The sequence below is a fragment of the Halococcus sp. AFM35 genome (assembly GCF_051195015.1).
Classification (GTDB): Archaea; Halobacteriota; Halobacteria; order Halobacteriales; family Halococcaceae; genus Halococcus.
In genome coordinates, this window is the sequence record NZ_JBNTJU010000002.1 from 123,246 (window position 1) to 143,832 (window position 20,587).

At 65.6% G+C, this 20,587-nt stretch carries 23 protein-coding genes and 1 tRNA gene; 9 read left to right on the plus strand and 15 right to left on the minus strand.

The features are described from left to right. Positions 1-17 precede the first annotated feature (17 nt). The gene (locus ACQUQO_RS02330; RefSeq protein ID WP_435076329.1) at positions 18-950 is read left to right on the plus strand and encodes a branched-chain amino acid transaminase; all 933 of its coding nucleotides are present in this window, start codon (positions 18-20) and stop codon (positions 948-950) included. Between the two features lie 370 nt (positions 951-1,320). Here the strand turns inward: ACQUQO_RS02330 and ACQUQO_RS02335 are convergent, their stop codons facing one another. Genes ACQUQO_RS02335 through ACQUQO_RS02345 form a run of 3 tightly spaced genes read right to left on the minus strand, consistent with a single transcriptional unit; the run spans position 1,321 to position 4,757 of the window. Further along, a complete protein-coding gene (locus ACQUQO_RS02335) occupies positions 1,321-3,198 on the minus strand; it encodes a molybdopterin biosynthesis protein (RefSeq protein WP_435076330.1) in 1,878 nt (625 codons plus the stop codon). Continuing rightward, complete coding sequence (locus ACQUQO_RS02340) at positions 3,195-4,394, minus strand: molybdopterin molybdotransferase MoeA (protein WP_435076331.1); 1,200 nt, start codon at positions 4,392-4,394, stop codon at positions 3,195-3,197. The genes ACQUQO_RS02335 and ACQUQO_RS02340 overlap by 4 nt, the downstream gene beginning before the upstream one ends. Positions 4,395-4,433: 39 nt before the next feature. Beyond that, positions 4,434-4,757 (minus strand): hypothetical protein, encoded by a 324-nt coding sequence (locus ACQUQO_RS02345; protein ID WP_435076332.1) that lies wholly within the window; start codon positions 4,755-4,757, stop codon positions 4,434-4,436. A 156-nt stretch (positions 4,758-4,913) separates the two neighbouring features. Between ACQUQO_RS02345 and ACQUQO_RS02350 the strand changes: the two genes are divergently transcribed. Beyond that, positions 4,914-5,297, plus strand: coding sequence for an Hsp20/alpha crystallin family protein (locus ACQUQO_RS02350; RefSeq protein WP_435076333.1), 384 nt, complete (start codon positions 4,914-4,916; stop codon positions 5,295-5,297). 10 nt (positions 5,298-5,307) lie between these two features. Continuing rightward, positions 5,308-7,071 (plus strand): ABC1 kinase family protein, encoded by a 1,764-nt coding sequence (locus tag ACQUQO_RS02355; RefSeq protein WP_435076334.1) that lies wholly within the window; start codon positions 5,308-5,310, stop codon positions 7,069-7,071. 4 nt (positions 7,072-7,075) lie between these two features. Here ACQUQO_RS02355 and ACQUQO_RS02360 read toward each other — a convergent pair. Next, positions 7,076-7,148: transfer RNA gene (locus tag ACQUQO_RS02360), tRNA-Gly, on the minus strand. A gap of 387 nt (positions 7,149-7,535) precedes the next feature. On the opposite strand from ACQUQO_RS02360, the gene ACQUQO_RS02365 reads away from it, so the two are divergent. Further along, positions 7,536-8,693, plus strand: coding sequence for an AI-2E family transporter (locus ACQUQO_RS02365; protein ID WP_435076335.1), 1,158 nt, complete (start codon positions 7,536-7,538; stop codon positions 8,691-8,693). A gap of 89 nt (positions 8,694-8,782) precedes the next feature. Then, positions 8,783-9,142 (plus strand): DUF7344 domain-containing protein, encoded by a 360-nt coding sequence (locus tag ACQUQO_RS02370; protein ID WP_435076336.1) that lies wholly within the window; start codon positions 8,783-8,785, stop codon positions 9,140-9,142. Here the strand turns inward: ACQUQO_RS02370 and ACQUQO_RS02375 are convergent, their stop codons facing one another. Beyond that, a complete protein-coding gene (locus ACQUQO_RS02375; protein ID WP_435076337.1) occupies positions 9,143-10,042 on the minus strand; it encodes an acyltransferase in 900 nt (299 codons plus the stop codon). 122 nt (positions 10,043-10,164) lie between these two features. Between ACQUQO_RS02375 and ACQUQO_RS02380 the strand changes: the two genes are divergently transcribed. Next, positions 10,165-10,830: a CRISPR-associated protein Cas4 gene (locus ACQUQO_RS02380; protein WP_435076338.1), complete on the plus strand. Its 666-nt coding sequence runs from the start codon at positions 10,165-10,167 to the stop codon at positions 10,828-10,830. Here ACQUQO_RS02380 and ACQUQO_RS02385 read toward each other — a convergent pair. The 3 genes from ACQUQO_RS02385 to ACQUQO_RS02395 are packed head-to-tail and all read right to left on the minus strand — an operon-like array spanning position 10,827 to position 12,189. Continuing rightward, entirely contained in the window at positions 10,827-11,402 is a 576-nt protein-coding gene (locus ACQUQO_RS02385) for an L-threonylcarbamoyladenylate synthase (protein WP_435076340.1), read from the minus strand. The genes ACQUQO_RS02380 and ACQUQO_RS02385 overlap by 4 nt on opposite strands. After that, complete coding sequence (locus ACQUQO_RS02390; protein WP_435076341.1) at positions 11,399-11,905, minus strand: redoxin domain-containing protein; 507 nt, start codon at positions 11,903-11,905, stop codon at positions 11,399-11,401. The genes ACQUQO_RS02385 and ACQUQO_RS02390 overlap by 4 nt, the downstream gene beginning before the upstream one ends. Continuing rightward, positions 11,905-12,189, minus strand: coding sequence for a glutathione S-transferase N-terminal domain-containing protein (locus ACQUQO_RS02395; RefSeq protein WP_435076342.1), 285 nt, complete (start codon positions 12,187-12,189; stop codon positions 11,905-11,907). The genes ACQUQO_RS02390 and ACQUQO_RS02395 overlap by 1 nt, the downstream gene beginning before the upstream one ends. Before the next feature lie 95 nt (positions 12,190-12,284). On the opposite strand from ACQUQO_RS02395, the gene ACQUQO_RS02400 reads away from it, so the two are divergent. Beyond that, the gene (locus tag ACQUQO_RS02400) at positions 12,285-13,664 is read left to right on the plus strand and encodes a hemolysin family protein (RefSeq protein WP_435076343.1); all 1,380 of its coding nucleotides are present in this window, start codon (positions 12,285-12,287) and stop codon (positions 13,662-13,664) included. Here the strand turns inward: ACQUQO_RS02400 and ACQUQO_RS02405 are convergent. Together ACQUQO_RS02405 and ACQUQO_RS02410 are read right to left on the minus strand one after the other, a co-directional pair. Further along, positions 13,651-14,337 carry a DUF5828 family protein gene (locus ACQUQO_RS02405; RefSeq protein ID WP_435076344.1) on the minus strand — a complete coding sequence of 229 codons (687 nt, stop codon included), beginning with the start codon at positions 14,335-14,337 and terminating at the stop codon, positions 13,651-13,653. The two genes, ACQUQO_RS02400 and ACQUQO_RS02405, sit on opposite strands and share 14 nt — an antisense overlap. Before the next feature lie 7 nt (positions 14,338-14,344). Further along, positions 14,345-14,572 carry a hypothetical protein gene (locus ACQUQO_RS02410; protein WP_435076345.1) on the minus strand — a complete coding sequence of 76 codons (228 nt, stop codon included), beginning with the start codon at positions 14,570-14,572 and terminating at the stop codon, positions 14,345-14,347. An 85-nt stretch (positions 14,573-14,657) separates the two neighbouring features. On the opposite strand from ACQUQO_RS02410, the gene ACQUQO_RS02415 reads away from it, so the two are divergent. Together ACQUQO_RS02415 and ACQUQO_RS02420 are read left to right on the plus strand one after the other, a co-directional pair. Continuing rightward, positions 14,658-15,029 (plus strand): cupin domain-containing protein, encoded by a 372-nt coding sequence (locus ACQUQO_RS02415; RefSeq protein WP_435076346.1) that lies wholly within the window; start codon positions 14,658-14,660, stop codon positions 15,027-15,029. Then, on the plus strand, positions 15,026-15,616 hold the full coding sequence (locus tag ACQUQO_RS02420) for a hypothetical protein (RefSeq protein WP_435076347.1): 591 nt from the start codon (positions 15,026-15,028) through the stop codon (positions 15,614-15,616). Before ACQUQO_RS02415 ends, ACQUQO_RS02420 begins: the two co-directional genes overlap by 4 nt. Positions 15,617-15,626: 10 nt before the next feature. Here the strand turns inward: ACQUQO_RS02420 and ACQUQO_RS02425 are convergent, their stop codons facing one another. The 5 genes from ACQUQO_RS02425 to ACQUQO_RS02445 all read right to left on the minus strand — a co-directional run bounded on the left by ACQUQO_RS02425 (position 15,627) and on the right by ACQUQO_RS02445 (position 20,578). Then, the gene (locus tag ACQUQO_RS02425; RefSeq protein WP_435076348.1) at positions 15,627-16,022 is read right to left on the minus strand and encodes a sterol desaturase; all 396 of its coding nucleotides are present in this window, start codon (positions 16,020-16,022) and stop codon (positions 15,627-15,629) included. Between the two features lie 38 nt (positions 16,023-16,060). Beyond that, on the minus strand, positions 16,061-17,008 hold the full coding sequence (locus ACQUQO_RS02430; protein WP_435076349.1) for a prepilin peptidase: 948 nt from the start codon (positions 17,006-17,008) through the stop codon (positions 16,061-16,063). A gap of 52 nt (positions 17,009-17,060) precedes the next feature. Continuing rightward, positions 17,061-18,509, minus strand: coding sequence for a heme-binding protein (locus tag ACQUQO_RS02435; protein ID WP_435076350.1), 1,449 nt, complete (start codon positions 18,507-18,509; stop codon positions 17,061-17,063). Between the two features lie 369 nt (positions 18,510-18,878). Continuing rightward, positions 18,879-20,066 carry a cation:proton antiporter gene (locus tag ACQUQO_RS02440; protein ID WP_435076351.1) on the minus strand — a complete coding sequence of 396 codons (1,188 nt, stop codon included), beginning with the start codon at positions 20,064-20,066 and terminating at the stop codon, positions 18,879-18,881. 71 nt (positions 20,067-20,137) lie between these two features. Then, positions 20,138-20,578: a cupredoxin domain-containing protein gene (locus tag ACQUQO_RS02445; RefSeq protein ID WP_435076352.1), complete on the minus strand. Its 441-nt coding sequence runs from the start codon at positions 20,576-20,578 to the stop codon at positions 20,138-20,140. Positions 20,579-20,587: the final 9 nt, after the last annotated feature.

The following is a 20,587-nucleotide window of genomic DNA, read 5'->3' on the forward strand; positions in this document are numbered from 1 at the left end:
CCCGACGATTTCGAGCTATGAGCGGCTTCGAGGACATGGACGTCGACACGATATGGATGGACGGCGAGTTCGTCGACTGGGACGAGGCCCAGGTGCACGTGCTGACTCACGGACTCCACTACGGCTCGGGCATCTTCGAGGGCGTGCGGTGTTACGACACCGAGGAGGGTCCCGCGATTTTCCGCTGGGACGAACACCTCGACCGGTTCTACAACTCCGCGAAACCCTACGACATGGACATCGACCACTCCCGGGAGGAGCTCACCGAGGCGACGCTCGAACTCATCGAGAGCCAGGACCTCCAGTCGTGTTACATCCGTCCCATCGCCTTCTACGGCTACAACAGTCTGGGCGTGAGTCCCAAGGACTGTCCCACCAGAACTGCTATCGCCTGCTGGCCGTGGGGGACGTATCTCGGCGAGGAGGCGCTCGAAAACGGCGTCGACGTGATGGTCTCGTCGTGGCGCAAACACGCCTCCAGCCAGGTTCCCACGAACGCGAAGACCACAGGGTTATACGTGAACTCGATGCTCGCCGGCGAGGAGGCCCGACGGAACGACTACGTCGAGGCCATCGTTCTCAACAAGGAGGGCAACGTCGCCGAAGGCCCAGGGGAGAACGTCTTCCTCGTCAACGACGGCGAACTCTATACTCCTGGTCTGTCCGAGAGCATTCTGGATGGCATCACCCGCCGGACGGCCATCACGCTCGCCCGGGACCTCGGCTACACGGTCCACGACGAGGCGGCCATCAGCCGCGGCGAACTCTACACCGCCGACGAACTCTTTTTCACCGGGAGCGCCGCCGAAATCACCCCCATCCGCTCGGTCGACGACGTCACCATCGGGCCGGGCGAGCGCGGTCCCGTCACCGAGGACATCCAATCGAAATTCTTCGAGGTCGTCGAGCGCCGCACCGACGCCTACGATGAGTGGTTCACCTACCCCTGAAGCCACCACCTTTTTACTTCACCCCCGTTGCTCGCTCACTCCGTTCGCTCGCAGGGGATTCGCAAAAATCTGGACCAAAAACTCCCGCTCGATCACTTCGTTCGTCTGTTCACGGGCGCGGAGCGTCCTCAGAAGCCGAAGGCTTCTGATGGGCTGCACGAGAGCGAAGCTCTCGTGAACGCCCGTTCGCATGGTCCGAGGGACCTTCGGTCCCTCGCTACTCACGGCGAACCGCGCTCGCGCGGATGCCACCGCTCTCCGCACCGCGACAGCACCGCAGAAGCCCTCGCTCCCGATGGTCGCTCGCCCTTCATCCACCAGGAACCGCACCACGGCCGCCAACCGCAACCGCCGGCTGCCGGCCGGCACTTCAGCGGCTGTATCCGGGTATCTCGTCGAGCAGCGAGTCGATGTCGGTGAGTTCGGTTTCGAGTTCCTCGACGCCCGGCTTATCCGTGCGCTCTGGATTTGCGAGCACGCGCACCCGCTCGCTACCAACTGGAACGAACCCACAGCCGAGTTTCGCGGCCGTTGCACGCAGGCCGAGACCGGCGTCGCCGTCGCCCGCGAGCACCCGTCGTGCGGGGCTTTCGTGGGCCTGTACGGTGAACTCGAACCCGTCGATGGCGTCGACGAGGTCGTGGCGCTCGATGTCGCGCTCGTCGGCGAGGTCTGCGAGCGCGTTCGAGAGACTCGTCCGGAGTCCGGATTCGGTCGGCCGGTTGACGAAGCGCAGGTCGTCGTCAACGAGGTCCGCAACTCCTTCGACACCGTCGGGATTTCCGTCGGGGACCACCAGTCCCCACTCGCGCGTCCAGCCGCCGATGTCGGTGCCGACCTCGGCGTCGGCTATCGAACTCACCCCGATATCGGTCACACCGTCGCGCAGTTGCCGCTGACCGCCGCGACTGCCCTGATGCAGGTATCGCGGGCGGTCGAGGCGGTCGAGCAATCGGGAGAGTAGCGGGTCGTCCTCGCCGACGCCGAACAGCGTCGGCGGGCGAACGTCCGGCGAGAATAGCTGCACGGTCACTGCCTCGCCCGCGTCGAGGTAGTTGACGTCGGCCGGCATCTCCACGATGCCGTCGGCCTCGACGAGGCTCGTCGTCGCGCCGCTGCCCTTGTCGACGGGATAGACCAGCACTTCCCCATCGCCGTTGACGACCAATCCGACCGGCACGAGCCGACGGCGGCCCTCCTCGTGGCGTTCATGACTCGCCATTCGGCCCTCGACGGTCGCCGTTTCAGGTTCGGACTGACCGGCGGCCCGGCGGATGGCCGGTGCGACGAACGTGCGGAAGATCGACAGCGCCGAGACCGGGTATCCGGGAAGACCGACGTACGCCGCTTCCTCCAATCGGCCGACGAGCATCGGCTTGCCGGGTTTGATGGCCACCCCGTGAAGCAGGAGTTCACCCTGCTCGTCGATAACCCGATGGATAACGTCGACGGCGCTCGCGGAGGTCGATCCCGACGACAGCACGAGGTCACACTCGGCGGCGGCCTCGCGGAGCACGCGCTCCATCTCCTCGGTGTCGTCGCCCGCGTGAGGGTACATGACGGGCTCGCCGCCGGCCTCCCTGACGCCCGTCGCGGTCGCGTAGCTGTTGACGTCGTAGATTTGGCCACGCCCGCTGTCGAGTTCGTCGCCGGGCCGGACGAGTTCGTCACCCGTCGAGACGATGCCCACCCGTGGTTTCGCGCGCACGGGAAGCTCATCGGCACCGAGTGCCGACAGCAGGCCGACCTCTCTGGCGGTGAGCCGAGTGCCGGGACCGAGCGCGCGTTCGCCCGCCGCGATGTCCGCACCCGCGACCATCACGTTCTCGCCCGGCGTCACCGCGGTGCGGACGAGCAGTTCATCCTTTCGCTCGTCGGTTTGCTCGACCGGCACCATCGCGTCGGCGTCGTCGGGCATCACGGCCCCGGTGGCGATTTCGACTGCCTCTCCGGATTCGATGTCGACGGCTGGCGGCTCACCGGTCTCGACGGTCCCGACCACGGTGAAGGCGGTGGGGTCACCCTCGCTCGCGCCGAAGGTCTCGCGGGCACGGAGCGCGTAGCCGTCGAGTGCCGACCGGTCGAACCCCGGCACGTCGAGACCGGCATCGACTCGCTCGGCGAGCACACATCCGTTCGCCTCGGCGAGTGCCACCATCTCAGTACCGCCGCCGATGTCGAGGTCGGCGATGGTCGCGTGAGCTTCCTCGGGCGTGGCGAGGTCGCGGAACTCCTTTCGTCCGCTCATGGCAGGCGCTCCCAGTGTTCGACGGCGACGGTCTCGCCGGCAGGAACTCCCTCCCGTCGCTCGGGAACGACGACCCAGCCGTCGGCGAGCGCGACGCTCGACAGCACGCCCGCGCCGCCCGTCCGCACCGGCACGGCCACCGGGTCGTCGGAACCGTCCAGCTCGACCCGCGCGAACGTCCGCGTGCCGGGTTCGCTGGCGATCTTTCGGTCGAGTCGCGCCTCGCTCGTCGGCTGTGGATGAAGCGGTAAGTGACCGACACGCTTCAGCGCCGGCCGGAGCAACTGCACGGCGGTGACGATGGACGCGACCGGATAGCCCGGTAGCGCGAGAACAGGTGTCCCCTCAACGATACCGACTCCAACCGGGTGGCCGGGTTTGAGCGCGACGCCGTGGACCAACAGCTCACCCAGTTCGTCGATGACCTCGGGTACGAGGTCGCGCTCGCCGACCGACGACCCGCCCGTGGTCACCACGATGTCCTTCGTCAGGTCGCGCTCGATGGCCGCCCGCAGCGCCGCGCGCTCGTCGGTGACCACCTCCCGATAGGTCGCCTCGCCACCCCAGCGCTCGACGTACCGTGAGACCGTGAGACCGTTGGTCTCGACGGTTTCGCCCGCTTTCGGCTCACTCTGGACGAGTTCCTCGCCGGTCGGAATCACGCCAGCGGTCGGCGGGTCGTAGGTCTCGACGTCCCGCACGCCGGCCGATTTGAGCAGGCCGAGGTCCGAGGGCCGAAGCCGATGACCGACCCCGTAGAGGCGCGTTCCCGCCGCGACGTCCTCGCCGACGGGTGCGACGTTTGCCCCCTCGGCCACCGGCTCGCGGACTTCGATTTCCTCGCCGACCTCATCTGTGTGTTCGACCATCACGACCGCATCGGCCCCTGCGGGGAGGTCGCTGCCGGTATGGACCCACGCCCCCATGTCCGGGCCGACCGTCTCGGCGCGAGCGAGGACGGCCGGCGAGCGCTCGCTCGCCCCGAAGGTATCCCGCGCGCGGACGGCAAAGCCGTCCATCGCCGCGCGTTCGTAGTGAGGTACGTCACGCCGGGCGTCGATGGCCGCCGCGAGCACGTACCCATCGGCCGCTTCGAGCCGGCGGGTCGTCGTGCGGTCGGTCGGTGTGACCCGCTCGAACAGCCGCTCGCGCGCGTCGTCGAGACGGGTCAGTCGCTTGAAGCCGGCGTCGCTCATGGACTAGCTACCGAGGGCGGGACAAAAACGTCTGGCGGGTCAGTTCAGGCCGGCGACGAGAATCGTCTCCCGGCGAACGACGAACTCCGGGACGGGCGCGCGCCGCGCGTCGACGGTGAGGCTCGCCGCCCCGCCGTTGTCGGCATGGAGGTCGACCCGTAGCGTCCCGGCGTCCACGCCCGTCGACTCGATGGCGTACTGGCTGTCGCCGGCGACGGTGTGGCTGGCCTCGTTGACCACGCCGTCGTCCCCGGTGATGCGCACGTCGAGCGCGTGGGCGGCGTCGTCCTCGTTGCGGAGCACCACTGCGGGAGAGGTTCGTTCGTCGTCGGTCGCGGCAACGTCGTGGGGGACCTGCGTCATTACTGTTCACCACGGACGAGTCAGACAAGAAGGGTACCGATGGTTGTGGACGGTTTCTCATTGTTCCGGACCGTTTCGGACCGTTCACCGACGCAATCGGCGGTTTCAACGGCCGCTATCGCGGGGTTTTTCGCCGTGGCGCTGTTTCGGACTACCATGTCCGCGCTGTCGAACGCGCTGGGTGACCTCCCGGACCCGGTGTTCGCCGACCTGTACGAATCCGAGACGGCGTATCTCCTCGTCATCGACCTGCCCGGCGTGAGCAGCGAGACGCTCGACGTCCGCACGGAGGGAACGCACCTCCACATCGAAGCGCGTCGGGAGAAGAACCTTCCGATGGAATTTCGCTACCTGCGGGAGGACCGCCCGCTCTTTCTCGATACCGACCTCCCGCTGCCGCCGAACGTCGTCGCGGGCGAGGCCGACGGCTCGCTCGACCACGGTACGCTCACGCTGCGCCTGCCCAAACGCGAGGGTACCGACGAGACGACGATTCCGATAACGACCGGCGAGAAGCCGGGGCCGGCCGCCGAGACGTGAGGGTGCCGCAGTGAACGTCCGCGCGTACGGACGGTTCTTCGTCGTTCTCCGCCAGTTCTTCCCGCTGATTGTCGCCTATCTGCGCGACCGCCGGCGCTTCCTCCTCTTCGGCAGGCGGCGGGAGGTCACGAGCGCGATGCGTCGCGAACGCGCGCGAACGCTGCTCGACACCCTCCTCACGCTCGGGCCGACGTTCATCAAGCTCGGCCAGCTCCTCTCGACGCGTCCGGACGTCCTCCCACCAGAATACGTCGCCGAGTTCTCGAAACTCCAGGACGAGGTGCCGCCGGCCGACTGGAGCGAGGCCGAAGGGGTCATCGAGGACGAACTCGGTCCCGCCGAGGAGGCCTTCGACAGCTTCGATACCGACGCCATCTCCGGGGCGAGCCTCGGACAGGTCTACCGGGCCGAACTCGACGGCGAGGCGGTCGCGGTGAAGGTTCGCCGGCCGAACGTCGAGGAACTGGTCGAGGCCGACCTCAAAGTCATCAAGTGGAGCCTGCCCGTCATCATCCGTTTCATCGGCGAGGCGCGCTCCTTTTCGCTGGAGACGCTCGCCGAGGAGTTCGACACGACCATCCATCAGGAGATCGATTACGCGCGCGAGGCGCGGATGCTGGCGGAGATCAAGGACAACTTCGCGGGCGATTCGACGATTCGCATCCCGAGCGTCGTCGAGAGCCACTCCACACCCCGAATTCTCACGATGGAGTACGTGAGCGGCACGAAGATTACGGCCATCGACGAACTCGACGCGATGGGTATCGACCGAACAGGATTGGCAGAACGCCTCGAACGCATCTACCTCCAGATGATAATCCAGGATGGCGTCTTCCACGCCGACCCACACCCCGGCAACCTTTCGGTCAAACCCGACGGAACATTGGTGTTCTACGACTTCGGGATGAGCGGCCATGTGGAGGGGTACATCCAAGACAAGATCATCGAGTTCTACATGGGCATCGCCAATCAGGACATCGACGCCATCCTCGACGCACTCGTCGAGATGGGAACCCTGAGTCCCGAGGCCGACCGCGAGACGATGGGCAACGTGATGGAACTCGCCATCCAGGACGTCCGCGGCGAGGAGGTCGACCAGTACCGAATCCAGGAGGTCGTCGGGCAGGTCGAGGACACGATTTACGAATTTCCGCTCCGGTTGCCCGCCAACCTCGCCTTGGTCCTCCGCGTAGCGACGGTCGTCGAGGGGGTCTGTGTCACGCTCGACCCGAACTTCGATTTCATCTCCGTGGCCACCGACTACCTCGTCGAGGAGGGCTACCGCGAGGAGGGCCTCAGACAGTTCCTCGAAGGCCGCAGCGAGGAGGTCCAGGACCTCGCACAGGCCGCGGTGCGAGCCCCGCCGAAACTCGAACGCACACTGGATTCGCTGAACCAGGGAAACCTGTCGGTTCATGCCGACATCGACGACACCGACGACCTCTTCGAGACGCTCGCCAACCGCCTCGTCTTCGGCGCGTTGCTGACTGCGGGCGTCATCTCGACGGCGATGCTCTACTCGTTTGCGACCACGGGTGCGACCGTTCTCGCCGCCGCCTTCTCGGTCGGCGTCGCGCTCTTTTTGATTCGCTCGTTTCGCAGCCGCGAGTCGGGGGTTCGGGCGACGCCCGAGTTCACCCGTCAGAGCCTCCGCCAGCGCCAGGCGGCCGAATCGGAGGAAGCCGGCGGTATCGAGGCGATGGCCGAAACCGACGACGGCCAAGCGGTGGGCGCGCCAGCGGGCGACCCCGACGGCGACATCGAAACGGACTGAAGGATGCGTCAGCCGCGATTTGAACGCGGGTCATCAGCATGGGAAGCTGAGGTGATACCAGGCTACACCACTGACGCTCGTCTCCCGTTTGTGTCACCGCCGTCATAACGATGACGGTCACGGCGCACCGACGGTCGTCGATTCCGGAGCACCGTTCGCAGCCGAAGGCTGATCTCTATAGGGTCGAATGGGTCGTTTGAGATACCGAACGGAAACAGAACGCTTTTGTTCCGAAGGAACCCGAAACCGATAGGCTGGCAGCGGACCAGTCTGGAAAACCCCGAAGACAGGGTGATGCCACGCAACGGGGTTCTTACCGTTTTGCGAACCTGCCTCCGAGCGGGAGCACCGTCGTCCCGTCTCTCACTACTTGGCTGCCCGTAATGAGTTTTGTGGTGGTTCTTCACGGAACCCGTGACGCATGCTGGCAGCAGCGTTTTCCGACGCTCCCTGTTTCTCCGGGCATGGACTTCGACGTTCTCGGCGACCGCTCGCGTCTCGGCTGGTGGCTGCTCGGCGTCGCGGTCGCGGCGACGGTGTCGTTCATCGGCTATTCGTTCGTCGGGACGTTCGTGCTCGGGCTGTTCGTCTACTACGCCGTTCGACCGGTGAACCGCCGACTGGAGGCGGTGCTGTCGAGTGGTCCGGCGGCTGCGCTGACGATGGTCGTGGTCGCGCTGCCGGCGCTGTTGCTGGCTGCGTATCTCGTCGTCATCGGTCTCGGCCAGCTCAGCTCGCTTCAGGGACCGCTCGCCGACCGGTACACCCAGTTCCTCCGACCGTATCTCGACGTCTCCCGGCTCCGAGGCGGCCCGCTCGATGCGCTCAGGGCTCTCAGACAGCAGTTGGGTGACTCCGGCGTTTTCCAGCAGGTGGTCAGTCAGGGACTCGGGGTGCTCTCGACGCTCACCACCGGACTGTTGCATCTGTTCCTCTCGCTCACCTTCGCCTTCTACCTCCTGCGCGACGACCACGACCTCGCGGCGTGGTTTCGCGCCGAGGTCGGCGACGAGGGGACGGCCCAGCACGCCTTCCTCTCGGCCATCGACCGCGACCTTCACTCGGTGTACTTCGGCAACGTGCTCACCGTGTTGCTCGTCGCGGTCGTCGCCGCCGCCGTCTACAACGGCCTGAACGCCGTTGCACCCCCACAGCTCTCGATTCCGTTGCCGACCGCGCTCGCGTTGGCGACCGGGCTTGCGAGTTTCGTCCCCATCGTCGTCGGCAAGCTCGTCTACGTCCCGATGGGGCTGTATCTCGTCGTCGAGGCGTTCCGCACCGACCCCACGCTGCTGTGGTTCCCGGCCGTCTTCTTCGTCGTCGCGTTCGTCTTCCTCGATATGCTTCCCGTCATGTTCCTCCGACCGTACCTCTCGGGCCGGACGCTGCACACCGGTCTCGTGATGTTCGCGTACATCCTTGGAACTGTGCTGTTCGGCTGGTATGGCCTGTTCTTCGGGCCGCTGGTCGTCGTGTTCGTCGTCCAGTTCATCAACGTCGTGTTGCCGGGACTGCTCCACGAGCGGTCGGTCGGCCCGGAAGCGAGTCCGGCCACCGGTGTCGGCTCCGAACCCGCCGCCGGCACGGCCGACGACAGCGACGACGCGAGCGGGACGGAATGAGTGCGCGGCCGACTCCCCGGAGCTTCGTCCACCCGGAACAGTCATGCAATTTCTTTATGGCTGGCCCGTTCGTCCGTCCGTCAGTCGCCATGTCAAAGGACTCCTCGCCCTCGAAGCAGGTGCCGGCATCGAGCGACCCATCGGTTCCGAGCACGGGCGACGCTCGCAAGCGCCATCTGCTCGGCTGTCTCGGGCAGTTCGTCTATCCCGTCGAACTCGGGACGCTCGCGGCCCACGTGGTGGCGAGCGAGCGCTCCGTCCCTCTCGAATCGGTGAGCGACGACGAGCGGGCGCGCGTCGCCATCCGGCTCCATCACGTCCACATCCCGGCCCTCGTCGAGCGCGGGGCCATCGGGTACGACCCCGACAGCCGGATGGCCGTCGCCGCCACGCCCGACCCGGACCCCGCCGTCGAGGGTGGGCGCTCGTCGTGGTCGAACGAGGCGTAGTCAGTTCGGCGGGGTCAGGTCGCGGCCGAACTCGTCGAAGGCTTCCATGTCCTCGGGGAGGTCGGTTGCGATGCGGCGCTCGCTGCGGCGGTCGGCGTTCGCGTCTTCGACCGGCTCGGCGACCGATTCCCAGCCGGGCTTCACTCTCACCGATTTCGCGGGCGTGCCGACCGCGACGTGGTGGGCCGGCACGTCACGCTGGAGGACCGCCTTCGCGCCGACCATCGCGTTCTTGCCGACGCACACGCCCGCCCGAACCATCGAGTCGTAGCCGAGGCGTGCGTCGTCGTCGATGACGGTGCGGAAGTTCTCGATGTCGGTCTGGTCGACGAGGTCGTGGTCGTGGCTGTAGACGTGTGTATCGTCAGCAATACTCACTCGATTGCCGATGGCGAGCGCCCCGCGGTCGTCGAGGTGGACGTCGTCGTGGATGACAGTGTTATCGCCGACCGAGATGTTGTGGCCGTAGGTCATCGAGATTCCCTTGAACAGCCTGAGGTTCTCGCCGGCTTCCTCGAAGAGGTGATTGGCGAGCATCTGCCTGAATCGCAGCGCGAAGTCGACGTTGTCGGCCATCGGCGTGGCGTCGAACTGTCGCCAGAGCCACTGGAGATGTTTCGAGTCTTCGAACCTTTCCTCGTCTTTCTCGGCGTAATACTCGCTTTCGAGCGTCGCGTTGCAGGGGTCATAGCCCTGTAGTCGTACCCGCTCGGCCGGCGAGACGTCCTCACCGTCCAGAAACCGTCGGTAGGCGTCGCCGTCGCCGTAGAGACCGGCGAGCGTTTCGGCGACCACCGTACACGTATCTTCGGGTCCCGAGAGTCGCTCGTCGACGTCGGTGAGGAACTCCTGTAAACCAGCTTCGGCGGCCGCCGGCAGCGTCACGTGGCGTTTGGTCATCGCCGAGAATTGCGACTCCGAGCCAATATGGCTTCCGTCACCGCCGCCGAAGTGGTCTTCGGTTTGCCCGGTACGTGGCAGCGATACGAGCGTTTATATCCGAAGCCGCGGCCAGCCGCCGCATGGGAAAACACGCCTTCAGCGACCTCAGAACGGCCGCCTACTGCCCGCGGCAGTGTTACTATCAGTGGCGCGACGACGCCGACCGCGGGCCGCCGCCGGACGTCGAGAACTGCCGCGAACTCGCCTTTCGGTACGACGACATCCTCGACGGGGCCGACCTCACGGAGGCACCAATCGACGTCACGCCGACCCAGCTCCGGACGAATCTCTCGTGTGCGAAGGCTCGTCTCGATGCCTTCGACGCACTCGCCCATCCCGCCGACCGCGACGTGCTCCTCACCGGCAAGGACTGTCGCGGCATCGCCCACAAGGTTCTAGCCCTCGATTCACCCACTCCATCACTCGTTTCTGCCGGCAACCCGCCCGAAAACGGCGTCTGGCACCCCCAAACTGTGCACGCCGTCGCGGCCGCGAAGGCGCTCGCCTTCGAGCGCGAAACGCCGGTCGAACGCGCGTTCGTCGAGTATCCCTCGTATGGTATCATCCGCGAAGTACCCCTCACGACGCGACGGACGGCGGCCTACCGTACTGCGGTCCGCACGCTCGAATCAATCGACGGCCCGCCGCCGCGCCTCGACGACCGCTCGAAGTGTGAGTCCTGTGAGTACCGCGAGGAGTGCGGCGTGAAGACCCGCTCGCTGCGCTCGCTGCTTGGCTTGGGCTAATCGAGCCATGCCGCCACGTCCGAAGCCCGTGCCCCGCGCCGGTGGATGGTGTCCGTCGAAACGTCGACGACGGTGCTCTCGGTACCCGGACACTCGCCATCGTCGAGGACGGCCCCGCAGGCCGCACGCACCGATTCGTCGATTCCCTCGACGCGCCGCGCGCTCGGCTGCCCGCTCACGTTCGCGCTCGTCGACGTGAGCGGTCCCGTCTCTCGAAGCAGCTCCCGTGCCACCGGCTGGTCGGGTACACGCACTCCCACTCGGGGGCGACCGGCGGTCAGAACCTCTGGTACTGTCTCTTGCGCCTCGACGAGGACGGTAACGGGTCCCGGCAGGAACTCGTGCATGAATCGCTGCTCGCGGTCGCTGGGGTTCGTGTGCGCGAGCGCCGCCTCGACCGTCGGCACGGCCAGCGAAACCGGCTTTTCGCGCGAGCGGCCCTTGACCTCGAAGACGCGTGCCACGGCGTCGCCGTCGAGTGCGTCGGCTCCGAGTCCATAGACCGTTTCGGTCGGATAGACGACGAGTTCGCCGTCGCGGACAGCTTCAGCGGCGCGCGAGACATCCATCACAGCTCGTCGATGGCCGCCTCGATTGCGTCGTACTCGGGGAAGTCCGGCCACTCCTCGGCCACCCACGCGTACTGAACCGTCCCTTCTTCGTCGATGACGAACGCTGCGGGCCGCGGTTCCGCGACGCCGGCCATCCCGTCGAGGTCGTTGACGATGTCGTACGTCTCGGCGACGCCGTTCTGTGGGTCCGAAAACAGCCGCGCGTCGATACCGCGTTCCTCGATGAGCCGTTTGTGCTCGTACGGCGTCGAAATCGACAGGCCTACTATGTCTATCTCGTCGGTCCAACCCCGGTCGCGGACTTCGTTCCAGATGTAGGTCGCGGGGAAGGCCCCGTCCATCGGATGGAACAGGAGGACGAGCGGTCCGTCCTCAAGCAGGGACGAGAGCGAAACGTCCGCCCATACCTCGCTATCGACGAGCGGACGGGTGAAGTCGGGTGCCTCCTCGCCCACCTCGGGGTGGTCGGTGGCGTCGAGTTCGACGACATCGAAGTCGACCATTAGGCTTGCTCCCCGTAGGTGCCGTCGAGATACTCGACGATGTTCGCGCTCTCGGCCATCGTCACGCCGGTGTTCGGGTCCACAATTGCTGGGACGGTGCGCTTGCCACAGGCACGCTTGACGGCGTCGCGTTTCGAGTGCAGCGGCTCGACGAAGCGCGATTCGTAGTCGATGTCCAGCTCGTCGAGACGGCGCACGACCCGCTCACAGAACGGACAGGCCTGGAGTCGATAGAGCGTGAGCGGCTCGGTCGTCTCGGTGGGTGTCGCTTGGGTGGTGCTCATGGGTCCGTTTGGGCCGAGACCGGCCTAAGGCCTTCGCCTCGCCACCCGGACCATGCGAACGTTTAATCCAGCCGGCGGGTAAGGTCGTCGCGTTGATGCAACCGCTCGCGTTCGTGTTGGATGTGCCCGCCCTCCCGCTCGCCGTCGATATTCTCGGGATTTCGCTGTCCGACGGGACGTTCACGGCCATCGGCGTCGCCGTCGTCCTCCTCCTCATCGGTCTCTCGGCGTTTTTCTCCTCCTCGGAGATCGCCATGTTCTCGCTTGCCTCCCACCGTGTGGAGGCGCTCGTCGAGGACGGCACGCCGGGCGCGGCGACGATGGCCGAACTCAAGTCGAACCCCCATCGCCTACTGGTGACGATTCTGGTCGGCAACAACATCGTCAACATCGCCATGACCTCCATCACGACGGGGCTGCTCGCTCTCTATTACTCACAGGGCGCGGCCGTCGCCATCTCCACGTTCGGCATTACGGCGCTCGTCCTCCTCTTCGGCGAGAGCGCGCCGAAATCCTACGCCGTCGAGAACACCGAATCGTGGGCGCTCACCATCGCTCGTCCGCTGAAAATCGCCGAGTATGCCTTGCTTCCATTGATCGTCGTCTTCGACTACCTCACCCGCCAGATCAACCGTATCACGGGCGGCGGGTCGGCCATCGAGACCTCGTATGTGACCCGCGACGAGATACAGGACATCATCGAGACGGGCGAGCGCGAGGGCGTCATCGCCGAGGACGAACGCGAGATGCTCCAGCGAATCTTCCGGTTCAACAACACCATCGCCAAGGAGGTGATGACGCCACGGCTCGACGTCACCGCCGTCACGGCCGACGCGAGCATCGAGGAGGCCATCGAGACCTGCGTCCAGAGCGGTCACGCCCGCGTCCCGGTCTGTGAGGGCAGCCTCGACAACGTCATCGGCACCGTCCACATCCGCGACCTCGTCCGGGACCTGAACTACGGCGAATCCGGTGACCTCGCCCTCGAGGACCTCATCCATCCGACGCTTCACGTGCCCGAATCGAAGAACGTCGACGAGCTGCTCCGGGAGATGCGCGCAGACCGCATGCGCATCGCCATCGTCGTCGACGAGTTCGGTACCACCGAGGGGCTGATTTCCGTCGAGGACATGATCGAGGAGATCGTCGGCGAGATTCTCGAAGGCGGCGAGCGCGAACCCGTCGAGGTCATCGACGACGACACGGTGCTCGCACAGGGCGAGGTCAACATCGAGGACGTCAACGAGGCGCTCGACATCGACCTGCCGGAGGGCGAGGAGTTCGAGACCATCGCGGGCTTCATCTTCAACCGCGCCGGTCGGCTGGTCGAGGAGGGCGAGACCATCGACTACGATGGCGTCGAAATAACCGTCGAAGCGGTCGAGAACACGCGCATCACGACCGCGCACGTCCATCGACTGCCCGAAACCGAACGCGAGACCGTCGCGGTCGAAGACGAGCCTAGTTCGTCGTGAAATCGGTGTCCGGCTCCGGCTCCTCGACCTCGCCGCCCTCGACCGCTTCGAGCGCTTCGGTCCGCTTTTCGGTCGTCACGTGCCAGCGGTCGACGCCCTCCTCGTACTCGCCGAGGCGCTCGCTCACTTCGTCTTTGAGGTCGTCATCGTTGACGTTGACCTCGAAGACGTAGCCTGCGTACTCGCCCTCGCGGGCGCTTTCGGTCCGCTTCAGGTTCGCGCTCACGAGTTCGTTGTCGAAGTAGTAGGGCGCGACCTGCGTCATTACGTTCTTGTATACTGTGCCCTCCACGGTCCGAACGGCCTTCCGGCCGGCCGAATCGGCCGCGCGCGCGACGTATTCGAGCGACTCGCCCCACGAGTCGACCGCCTCGTCGGGGTCGTCGATGTTCGCATAGGATTGGGAGAGTTTCTCGCCAGCGCTCTTCAAGTCCTCGTTCGGATTCTTGCCGGCGCGTTCGCCTTCGCCCTCCTCGATTGAGGCCTGTTCGGCGGTCTTCTCGTTGACGTCCTCGTCGAGGCGCTCGTGGCTCTTCGGCCGCCAGTCGTCCCACTCGTCGAACGCCTCGCCATCGGCCTCGAACTCGACGAGCGCCTGTGTGATGCGCTCGCCGTGCTCGACGATGTCGTTCCACCCGCCGCGCTCTTTGAATCCCGAAATGCTCTCTTCCATCTACTTCCTACCGTCCGTAGGTGAGCCGTGTCACGACCGTATCGAGTCTGTGCTTGGCTCCGGCGAGCCACGCCGACGGCGAGACTCGTCTGAGTTCACGGTCGGACAGCTCGATACGCGCGTCGGCGAACGGGTCGGTACTCGCGCGCTCGCCGTCGCTGTTCCCTTCCGTTGCTACCGCGGTCACGGACGTCATGGCACACCGACCGCACGTTTCGCGGTCCGTTCCACCCATGCTCAGCCCGTACGCCGAGCGACCGTTTAAACGTTCGCGTGGCAACGACCGTGTGCTTTTACTCGTGCTTGCCGTGCATCCGTCCATGGGATATCGCGTTCTCGACACGGACGACGTCGACACGACCGACGACCGTTCGTGCAGCATGCGACGACTAGCGGAGCCGGCGGGACTCGAACGGGTAGCGCTCAATCGCTTTCGCGCCGAACCGGGCGAGATGCTGCCGCTTGCCTATCACTATCACGACGAGCAGGAGGAGGCGTTTTATGTGATTTCGGGAACGCTGTCGGTCGAGACGCCCGATGGGACCTACGAAATCGAACAAGACGGCTTGTTCGCCATCGACCCCGGCAGTCCACAGCGCGCGTTCAACGCCGAAACGGCGACGGCGGCCGTCGAGGTCCTCGCCATCGGCGCACCGCCGGTCTCGGGGGACGTTCACGCCTACGAATCATGAGTTCCGACGCCGAACGCGAGGGGAACCACGAGGACATCCCCGACTGGAGCGACGAGTACCTGCATCGCGTCGCCGAGCGTCTCCAGTTCAACTACGACCTCGAAGCCGACAAACGCGTTCGCGGCGAGTCGTTCACGCTCTATGGTCTCCTCAGAGTGGAGAGCAAAAAGCAGTTCTTCCACGAGGCGCTGTCGTACGCCAACCACGGCTCGTTCGAACACCTGTACGCTCGTCGACGTGGTGGGGTGAGCGTGGCCGACCTCGAAGCGCTCGTCGCCCTCGGCCACGACCTCGGTGGGGATGTCGACGCCGACGAGGAACACTTCAGCACCGACTTTACGTTCGTACTCGTCGTCGAGACGATTCCCGATGACGTACGGGAATTCGTCGCCGATTTTCACGACCGCACGCTGCTCAAATACGGCTACTACGGCCACTACGAGGTCAATCTGGTCGTCGTCGCACCCGACGCGAAAACGCTCGTCGCCAGCGAGAACGCCGACGTCGCCGCAGCCTTCCGACTCTGGGACGCAGGCGAGTCCGAACCGAGTGGGTTGGTGTCGCGGATTGTGGGATTGTTCGGCTGACTCGGTTGGGTCAGTCCGCCCGAACTCGGTCCATGTCGGGGCGGTCGTCCGTCGGCAACGAGCGGACCAGCCCGATACCACAGTGGAGGGACGCCAGCCCGACGCCGATGAGGAGCAACTGGAGGGCGAGCCTGAGACCGGATTCGAGCGGGAGCCAGAACCCCACGCCGACCAGCGCTGCGAGCGAGACGAGACCCGCCCACGCGCCGCCCCACGGGTCGTAGCCTGCCGGCCGTTCGATACCAACTGGAACGGCCGAACGGTGTTCGAGAGTGAGACCGACCGCGACAGTATAGACGCCCGCGAGCGTCGCCGCCAGCGCCGCGTCGGCGACGAGCCAGCCGTACGTGACCGCTCCGACCACGAGACCGGCGAACAGCCCCATAGCCCACGAGCGGCGATTCATGCCACTCGGTTCGGAACTCTGACTGATAGCTCTTTCCCTCACAACAGCCCGAGTGCACCCATCGCGGCGTACAGCAGGTCGCCGTAGGCGAGCGCGAGACACAGACCGATGAATAGGGGCACGAGAAACGGAACCCCGGGCGTCACCCAGAGCCGTCCGCGGCTCACGAGCGTATCGAGTGCCGCGCGCAGGCCGGCCGGCGTCGTCCCGTAGGCATCGCCATCGATGGCGTCGAGAAACGCCGCCGCACCCCACGGGTCGGCGCGCTCGCCGCCGTCGGTGAGCGGGTCGACCGAGCCGTCGCCCGGTGCGGGTCGCTCCGCCGGGAGGCTCGCGGGGTCGCGCGAACGGTCGGGAGCTGCCCGAAGGCTTTCGAGACTCGCCTCACGCCAGCGGAGATACATCCGCAGCGTGTCGAGGTCGAGACCCCTCTCCAGCCCGTTCGCACCGGCGAGCAGCCGACCGTGCGTTGCCGGAACCTCGCGCCAGTGGACGGGACGACCGAGAAAGCTCACGACGCTCACTCGGCCGGCGAGTGCGTTCCGGGCAAAGAGGAGGAGTGGAATCGTTCCGCCGATGAGCGCCGCGTTCGTGAGCACGGTGAGCGAAAAGACGGGGCTAGTTTCGGCCAGCGGTAGTACGAGAGCATTTGACAGTCGATAGAGGGGAACGGACGGAAAGAGCAGACAGAGCACGGCGAGGGCCTTCGCGTCAGCGCCGCCGAACGCCCCGACGCGCCAGAACAGGAGACCAAGGGGAGCGACGATGCCGATACTGATGACCACTCGCAATGCGAACACCTCGGCATCGAGGGGAACCGTTCCGCGCAGAACGCTCGAACCGTCCCACGCGAGCAGCGCAACCCCGAGCGCGAGCAGCGGCAGCCACGTCCGGTTGGGCACGCGCCGAGTGCGAACATCGCGGACGGCCGCCCAGCCGAACAGCGGGAGACTGAGCAGGCGCAGCAGGTCCGTGAGCGCGTTCACGGTTCAGAGCCACGGGGCCGGTACAAAACTCTTCGCCCGTTCCCGACGGTTTTCACGCGAGGAACACGTGACGTGGCTGGTCGGCGAGTACCTCCCGCCCCCACGAGACGGTCTCGCGGAACTCCTCGCTGCGGAAGAACGCCATCGCGTCCTCGCGGGAGCGCCACCGGCTGGCGATGAACATGTCGTTTTCGTTCTCGCGGTTGACCAGCAGGTCGGTCTCGTCGTGGCCGTCCATCCCGTCCAAGAGGTCGCCCACGGTATCGAAGCGTTCGACGAAATCGTCCCTGTGTTCGGGTTTCGTCGTGTAGAACATTCCCATCGTGCCGAAGCCCTTCTCGTTCTCGCCACCGCGTGCGCGTGCGACGATGCCCGGCAGGTCGGAGAGAAAGCCGCCGGCGGTCTCGGCGGCGCTCGCGGTCTCCCAGATGCTGACGACCGCCGACTCCCCACCATCCGGATTGTCGTACACGGCGGTTTTCACGTGCGTGTCGTAGTGCTCGAAGTTGCTCCGCAACCCCGACACGTCCTCTTCGAGTTCCGCGGGGTCGGCCCCGGAGTAGAGCACCATCGCGTGGACGTCCTCGCCGTGGGGCTGGCCCGCGTAGATGCCTTCCTCGTCGAGCACGTCGCGGACCGTGTCGCCCTCGTCCTCTGTGTCTTCGCCGTGGTGGCCCCCCTCGCCGTGGGCGTCGGCGTGTGGGTGGTCGCTCTCGCCAGCCGGAACTGGCTCGCCCGCGAGCAGCGCGCCGAGGTCTGCGGGCGGGAACCGCCGGCCGAACTCGAACGAACCGAACTCGGCATACCGCGAACTCGACGGGTCGAAACGCATCTCGTAGAGCAGTTTCTTTATCTGGGCCGGGTCGTCCGCAAACAGCGTCACGCCCCACTCGTAGTCGTCGAATCCCACGGAGCCAGTGATGATTTGGGTGACCTTGCCCGCATAGTCGCGGCCGATGTCGCCGTGGCCGGACATGAGGTTGGCGCGCTCCTCGAATGGCAGGTCGTACCAGTTGTACTCGGGGTCGCGGCGCTTGTCCATCGGATAGAAACTCACGTACTCCGAATCGGGAATCTCGGGTTTGAGCCGGGATTCGATGTAGTTGGCCATCCCCGTGTCCTCCACCTCCTCGCCTTCGAAGTAGCCTTGGGACATATACCCCGACACTTCCGTGACCGAGAGGTACGAGTCGGTCTGTTCGGTGAACTCCGCAAATGCCGTCCGCTCGAAGCGGCGTTCGGCGGTGTCGAGGTCGGCCATCGAGGGGCGGAGATGCAAGAGGAGGAGGTCCGCGCCGTGGCCGAGTACGCTGAACACGGCCGACCCTCCCGCATCGGCGTCGGCAAGCGCCTCGTGGCGCTGGAGGTACTCGACGCCCTCCTCGATGGCACGTTTGCGCTCGCGGTCGGGGGCCGCCCGCCAGCCGTCCCAGTCCACAGTTCGAAAGTCGTGGAGCACGTACCAGCCCTCCTCGGTCTGCGGTGGCTTCCGCCGGTCCATGCTCACCGTAGGGGACAGTTCGACAAGGGCCTTGTGAGTTCGACGACGGTCCGTCGAACCGCGGACCGCGGCCTTATGAGCGTGTGTGTCCTTGGTCGGATGGTACCCTTCCTCCCAGTCCACCCTCGATCATGCCAACGGAACTCGAAGGCAATTTCGGCCCGTACGCGACCATTACCGTGAGCATCGGCCTATCATTTCCTCTACGACGTGGTGTTCGGGGCCGTGCCCGACCAACTGGCCGCAAACGCACGCTCGACAGTGTTGCTGATCCATTCGCACGAACCGCGCCGGCACACGTTCATCCGGCATCTCCTCGACAGGTACGTGTTCCGAGCGGTGCGGCGGCACGCGAGCGGGTCGGACTCGCTACGAGACGTCCGGTAGCGACGGCACGAGCGAGGACTGCTCGTCGCCAGCGAAGAACCGGAAGGCGATGACCGAAACGAACACTGAAACGACCGAGAGCACGACGAACGCGTTGTAGAGTTCGGGCGAGATGATGCCTCGCGACCGGCCGATCTCGGCGGCGGCCACGCTGATGGAGAGCCGGCCGGGGATTGCAGAGGTGAGGAGGGCCGTCGTCCGCCTGTCGAGTCCCGTGGCCCAACTGCCGAGCAGTCCGCCGACGAGTTTCGTGCCGATACCGATGCAGATGACCGCAACGAGGATGGTCGCGCCCGAGGACTGCAACCCGCCCAAATCGACGTTCATCCCGACGTAGAAGAAAAACACTGGCGCTGTGAGGTTCGTCACCGGCGTCAGCAACTTCTCGATGCGGTGGCCCTCGTCGGTCACTATCGAGAGCACCAATCCGGCGAAGAAGGCCCCGAGAATCGCGTGAACGCCGATCTGCTCCATGACGAACGCGAGCGCGATCATGAGGAACACGCCGAACTTGACCGAGTTGGCGAACAGGTCCTCGCGGACCCAGACGCTGTCGATGTAGTCGTCGAGATAGAACGGCAACAGGACGAAGAAAAACCCGAGGGCGGCGGTCACGAGACCAACGCCGACCACGGGCCGTGGAGCCGTGATGAGGGTGATGCCATAGGCGAGCGCCGCGACCGAGAGGATGTCGTTCATCACCGTCACCGAGAGGATGAGCTGGCCGGTGTCGGATTCGAGGAAGTCGAAATCTTCCAACATCGGATAGATAAGTCCGAGCGAGGTCGTCGAGACCGTGACGCCGACGAGGAAGGCAGCGAACATCGAGAGACCGAGATACAGCGCCAGCCCCACGCCAGCGAGAAACGGCAACACGAACGTGAACGCCGCGAGTATGCCGACCGTCCGCGGGTTCCGCCGGATGACTTCGGGGTTGAGTTCGAGACCCGCGTCGAACATCACCATCAGCAGACCGAACGCGGCGAGATGCAGGATGAACCCATAGCCCGGTGACCCCTGTCCGACGACGCCGAGTATCGAGCCGAAGACGATGCCGGCGAGGATTTCGACCGCCAGAATCGGGAACTGATAGCGTTCGAGGAAGCGGAACACGAAACTCGTCCCGTAGACGAGTCCGAGACCGACCACGAAGTGGAAACTAAGGGGCATCTGAGTGTACGAGCTTCACGTGCTCGCGGCTTACGTACCTGCCGGCCACGGCGATGACGGCGGTCTCTTCGTCACTCGCTGCTGACGGTTATCCCGCCACGCAGTGTCTCCGGATGGTAGGTGTCGTGATAGCTCACCATCGCCGGTTTCGCAGCGAACGCCACCGTCTGTTTCGCTCCCGTGGATTTGGTCGCACCGGTCGTGGCCAGTTCCGTCCCGCTATCGTCGGTGATGACGAGGTCGTGTTTTTCCCCGTCGTGGTTTTCCCACGTCAGGGCGTAGGTCGTTCCGGTCGTCAGTTCGAGCGTCGGGTTGGTTGCACCGTCGATACTCGCCGGACTGGTCCCGACCCAGCCCGACGACTCGGCACCGAGTTCGATGTGCTCGGTTTCGGTTCCGGGACCCACCCCCGAGCAGCCGGCCAGCGCGGTCGTCGCGGCGACACCCAGCCCGAGCACCGTCCGGCGGTCGAGCGGTCGGGTTGGGTCCGTTTCGGGATGTCGCACGCTCATAGTGACTGT

Coding starts and splice junctions, on each gene's coding strand:
- ACQUQO_RS02330 (WP_435076329.1), top strand. CDS start 18: ATGAGCGGCTTCGAGGACATGGACGTCGACACGATATGGATGGACGGC.
- ACQUQO_RS02335 (WP_435076330.1), bottom strand. CDS start 3,198: ATGAGCGGACGAAAGGAGTTCCGCGACCTCGCCACGCCCGAGGAAGCT.
- ACQUQO_RS02340 (WP_435076331.1), bottom strand. CDS start 4,394: ATGAGCGACGCCGGCTTCAAGCGACTGACCCGTCTCGACGACGCGCGC.
- ACQUQO_RS02345 (WP_435076332.1), bottom strand. CDS start 4,757: ATGACGCAGGTCCCCCACGACGTTGCCGCGACCGACGACGAACGAACC.
- ACQUQO_RS02350 (WP_435076333.1), top strand. CDS start 4,914: ATGTCCGCGCTGTCGAACGCGCTGGGTGACCTCCCGGACCCGGTGTTC.
- ACQUQO_RS02365 (WP_435076335.1), top strand. CDS start 7,536: ATGGACTTCGACGTTCTCGGCGACCGCTCGCGTCTCGGCTGGTGGCTG.
- ACQUQO_RS02370 (WP_435076336.1), top strand. CDS start 8,783: ATGTCAAAGGACTCCTCGCCCTCGAAGCAGGTGCCGGCATCGAGCGAC.
- ACQUQO_RS02375 (WP_435076337.1), bottom strand. CDS start 10,042: ATGACCAAACGCCACGTGACGCTGCCGGCGGCCGCCGAAGCTGGTTTA.
- ACQUQO_RS02380 (WP_435076338.1), top strand. CDS start 10,165: ATGGGAAAACACGCCTTCAGCGACCTCAGAACGGCCGCCTACTGCCCG.
- ACQUQO_RS02390 (WP_435076341.1), bottom strand. CDS start 11,905: ATGGTCGACTTCGATGTCGTCGAACTCGACGCCACCGACCACCCCGAG.
- ACQUQO_RS02395 (WP_435076342.1), bottom strand. CDS start 12,189: ATGAGCACCACCCAAGCGACACCCACCGAGACGACCGAGCCGCTCACG.
- ACQUQO_RS02400 (WP_435076343.1), top strand. CDS start 12,285: ATGCAACCGCTCGCGTTCGTGTTGGATGTGCCCGCCCTCCCGCTCGCC.
- ACQUQO_RS02405 (WP_435076344.1), bottom strand. CDS start 14,337: ATGGAAGAGAGCATTTCGGGATTCAAAGAGCGCGGCGGGTGGAACGAC.
- ACQUQO_RS02410 (WP_435076345.1), bottom strand. CDS start 14,572: ATGGGTGGAACGGACCGCGAAACGTGCGGTCGGTGTGCCATGACGTCC.
- ACQUQO_RS02415 (WP_435076346.1), top strand. CDS start 14,658: ATGGGATATCGCGTTCTCGACACGGACGACGTCGACACGACCGACGAC.
- ACQUQO_RS02420 (WP_435076347.1), top strand. CDS start 15,026: ATGAGTTCCGACGCCGAACGCGAGGGGAACCACGAGGACATCCCCGAC.
- ACQUQO_RS02425 (WP_435076348.1), bottom strand. CDS start 16,022: ATGAATCGCCGCTCGTGGGCTATGGGGCTGTTCGCCGGTCTCGTGGTC.
- ACQUQO_RS02435 (WP_435076350.1), bottom strand. CDS start 18,509: ATGGACCGGCGGAAGCCACCGCAGACCGAGGAGGGCTGGTACGTGCTC.
- ACQUQO_RS02440 (WP_435076351.1), bottom strand. CDS start 20,066: ATGCCCCTTAGTTTCCACTTCGTGGTCGGTCTCGGACTCGTCTACGGG.
- ACQUQO_RS02445 (WP_435076352.1), bottom strand. CDS start 20,578: ATGAGCGTGCGACATCCCGAAACGGACCCAACCCGACCGCTCGACCGC.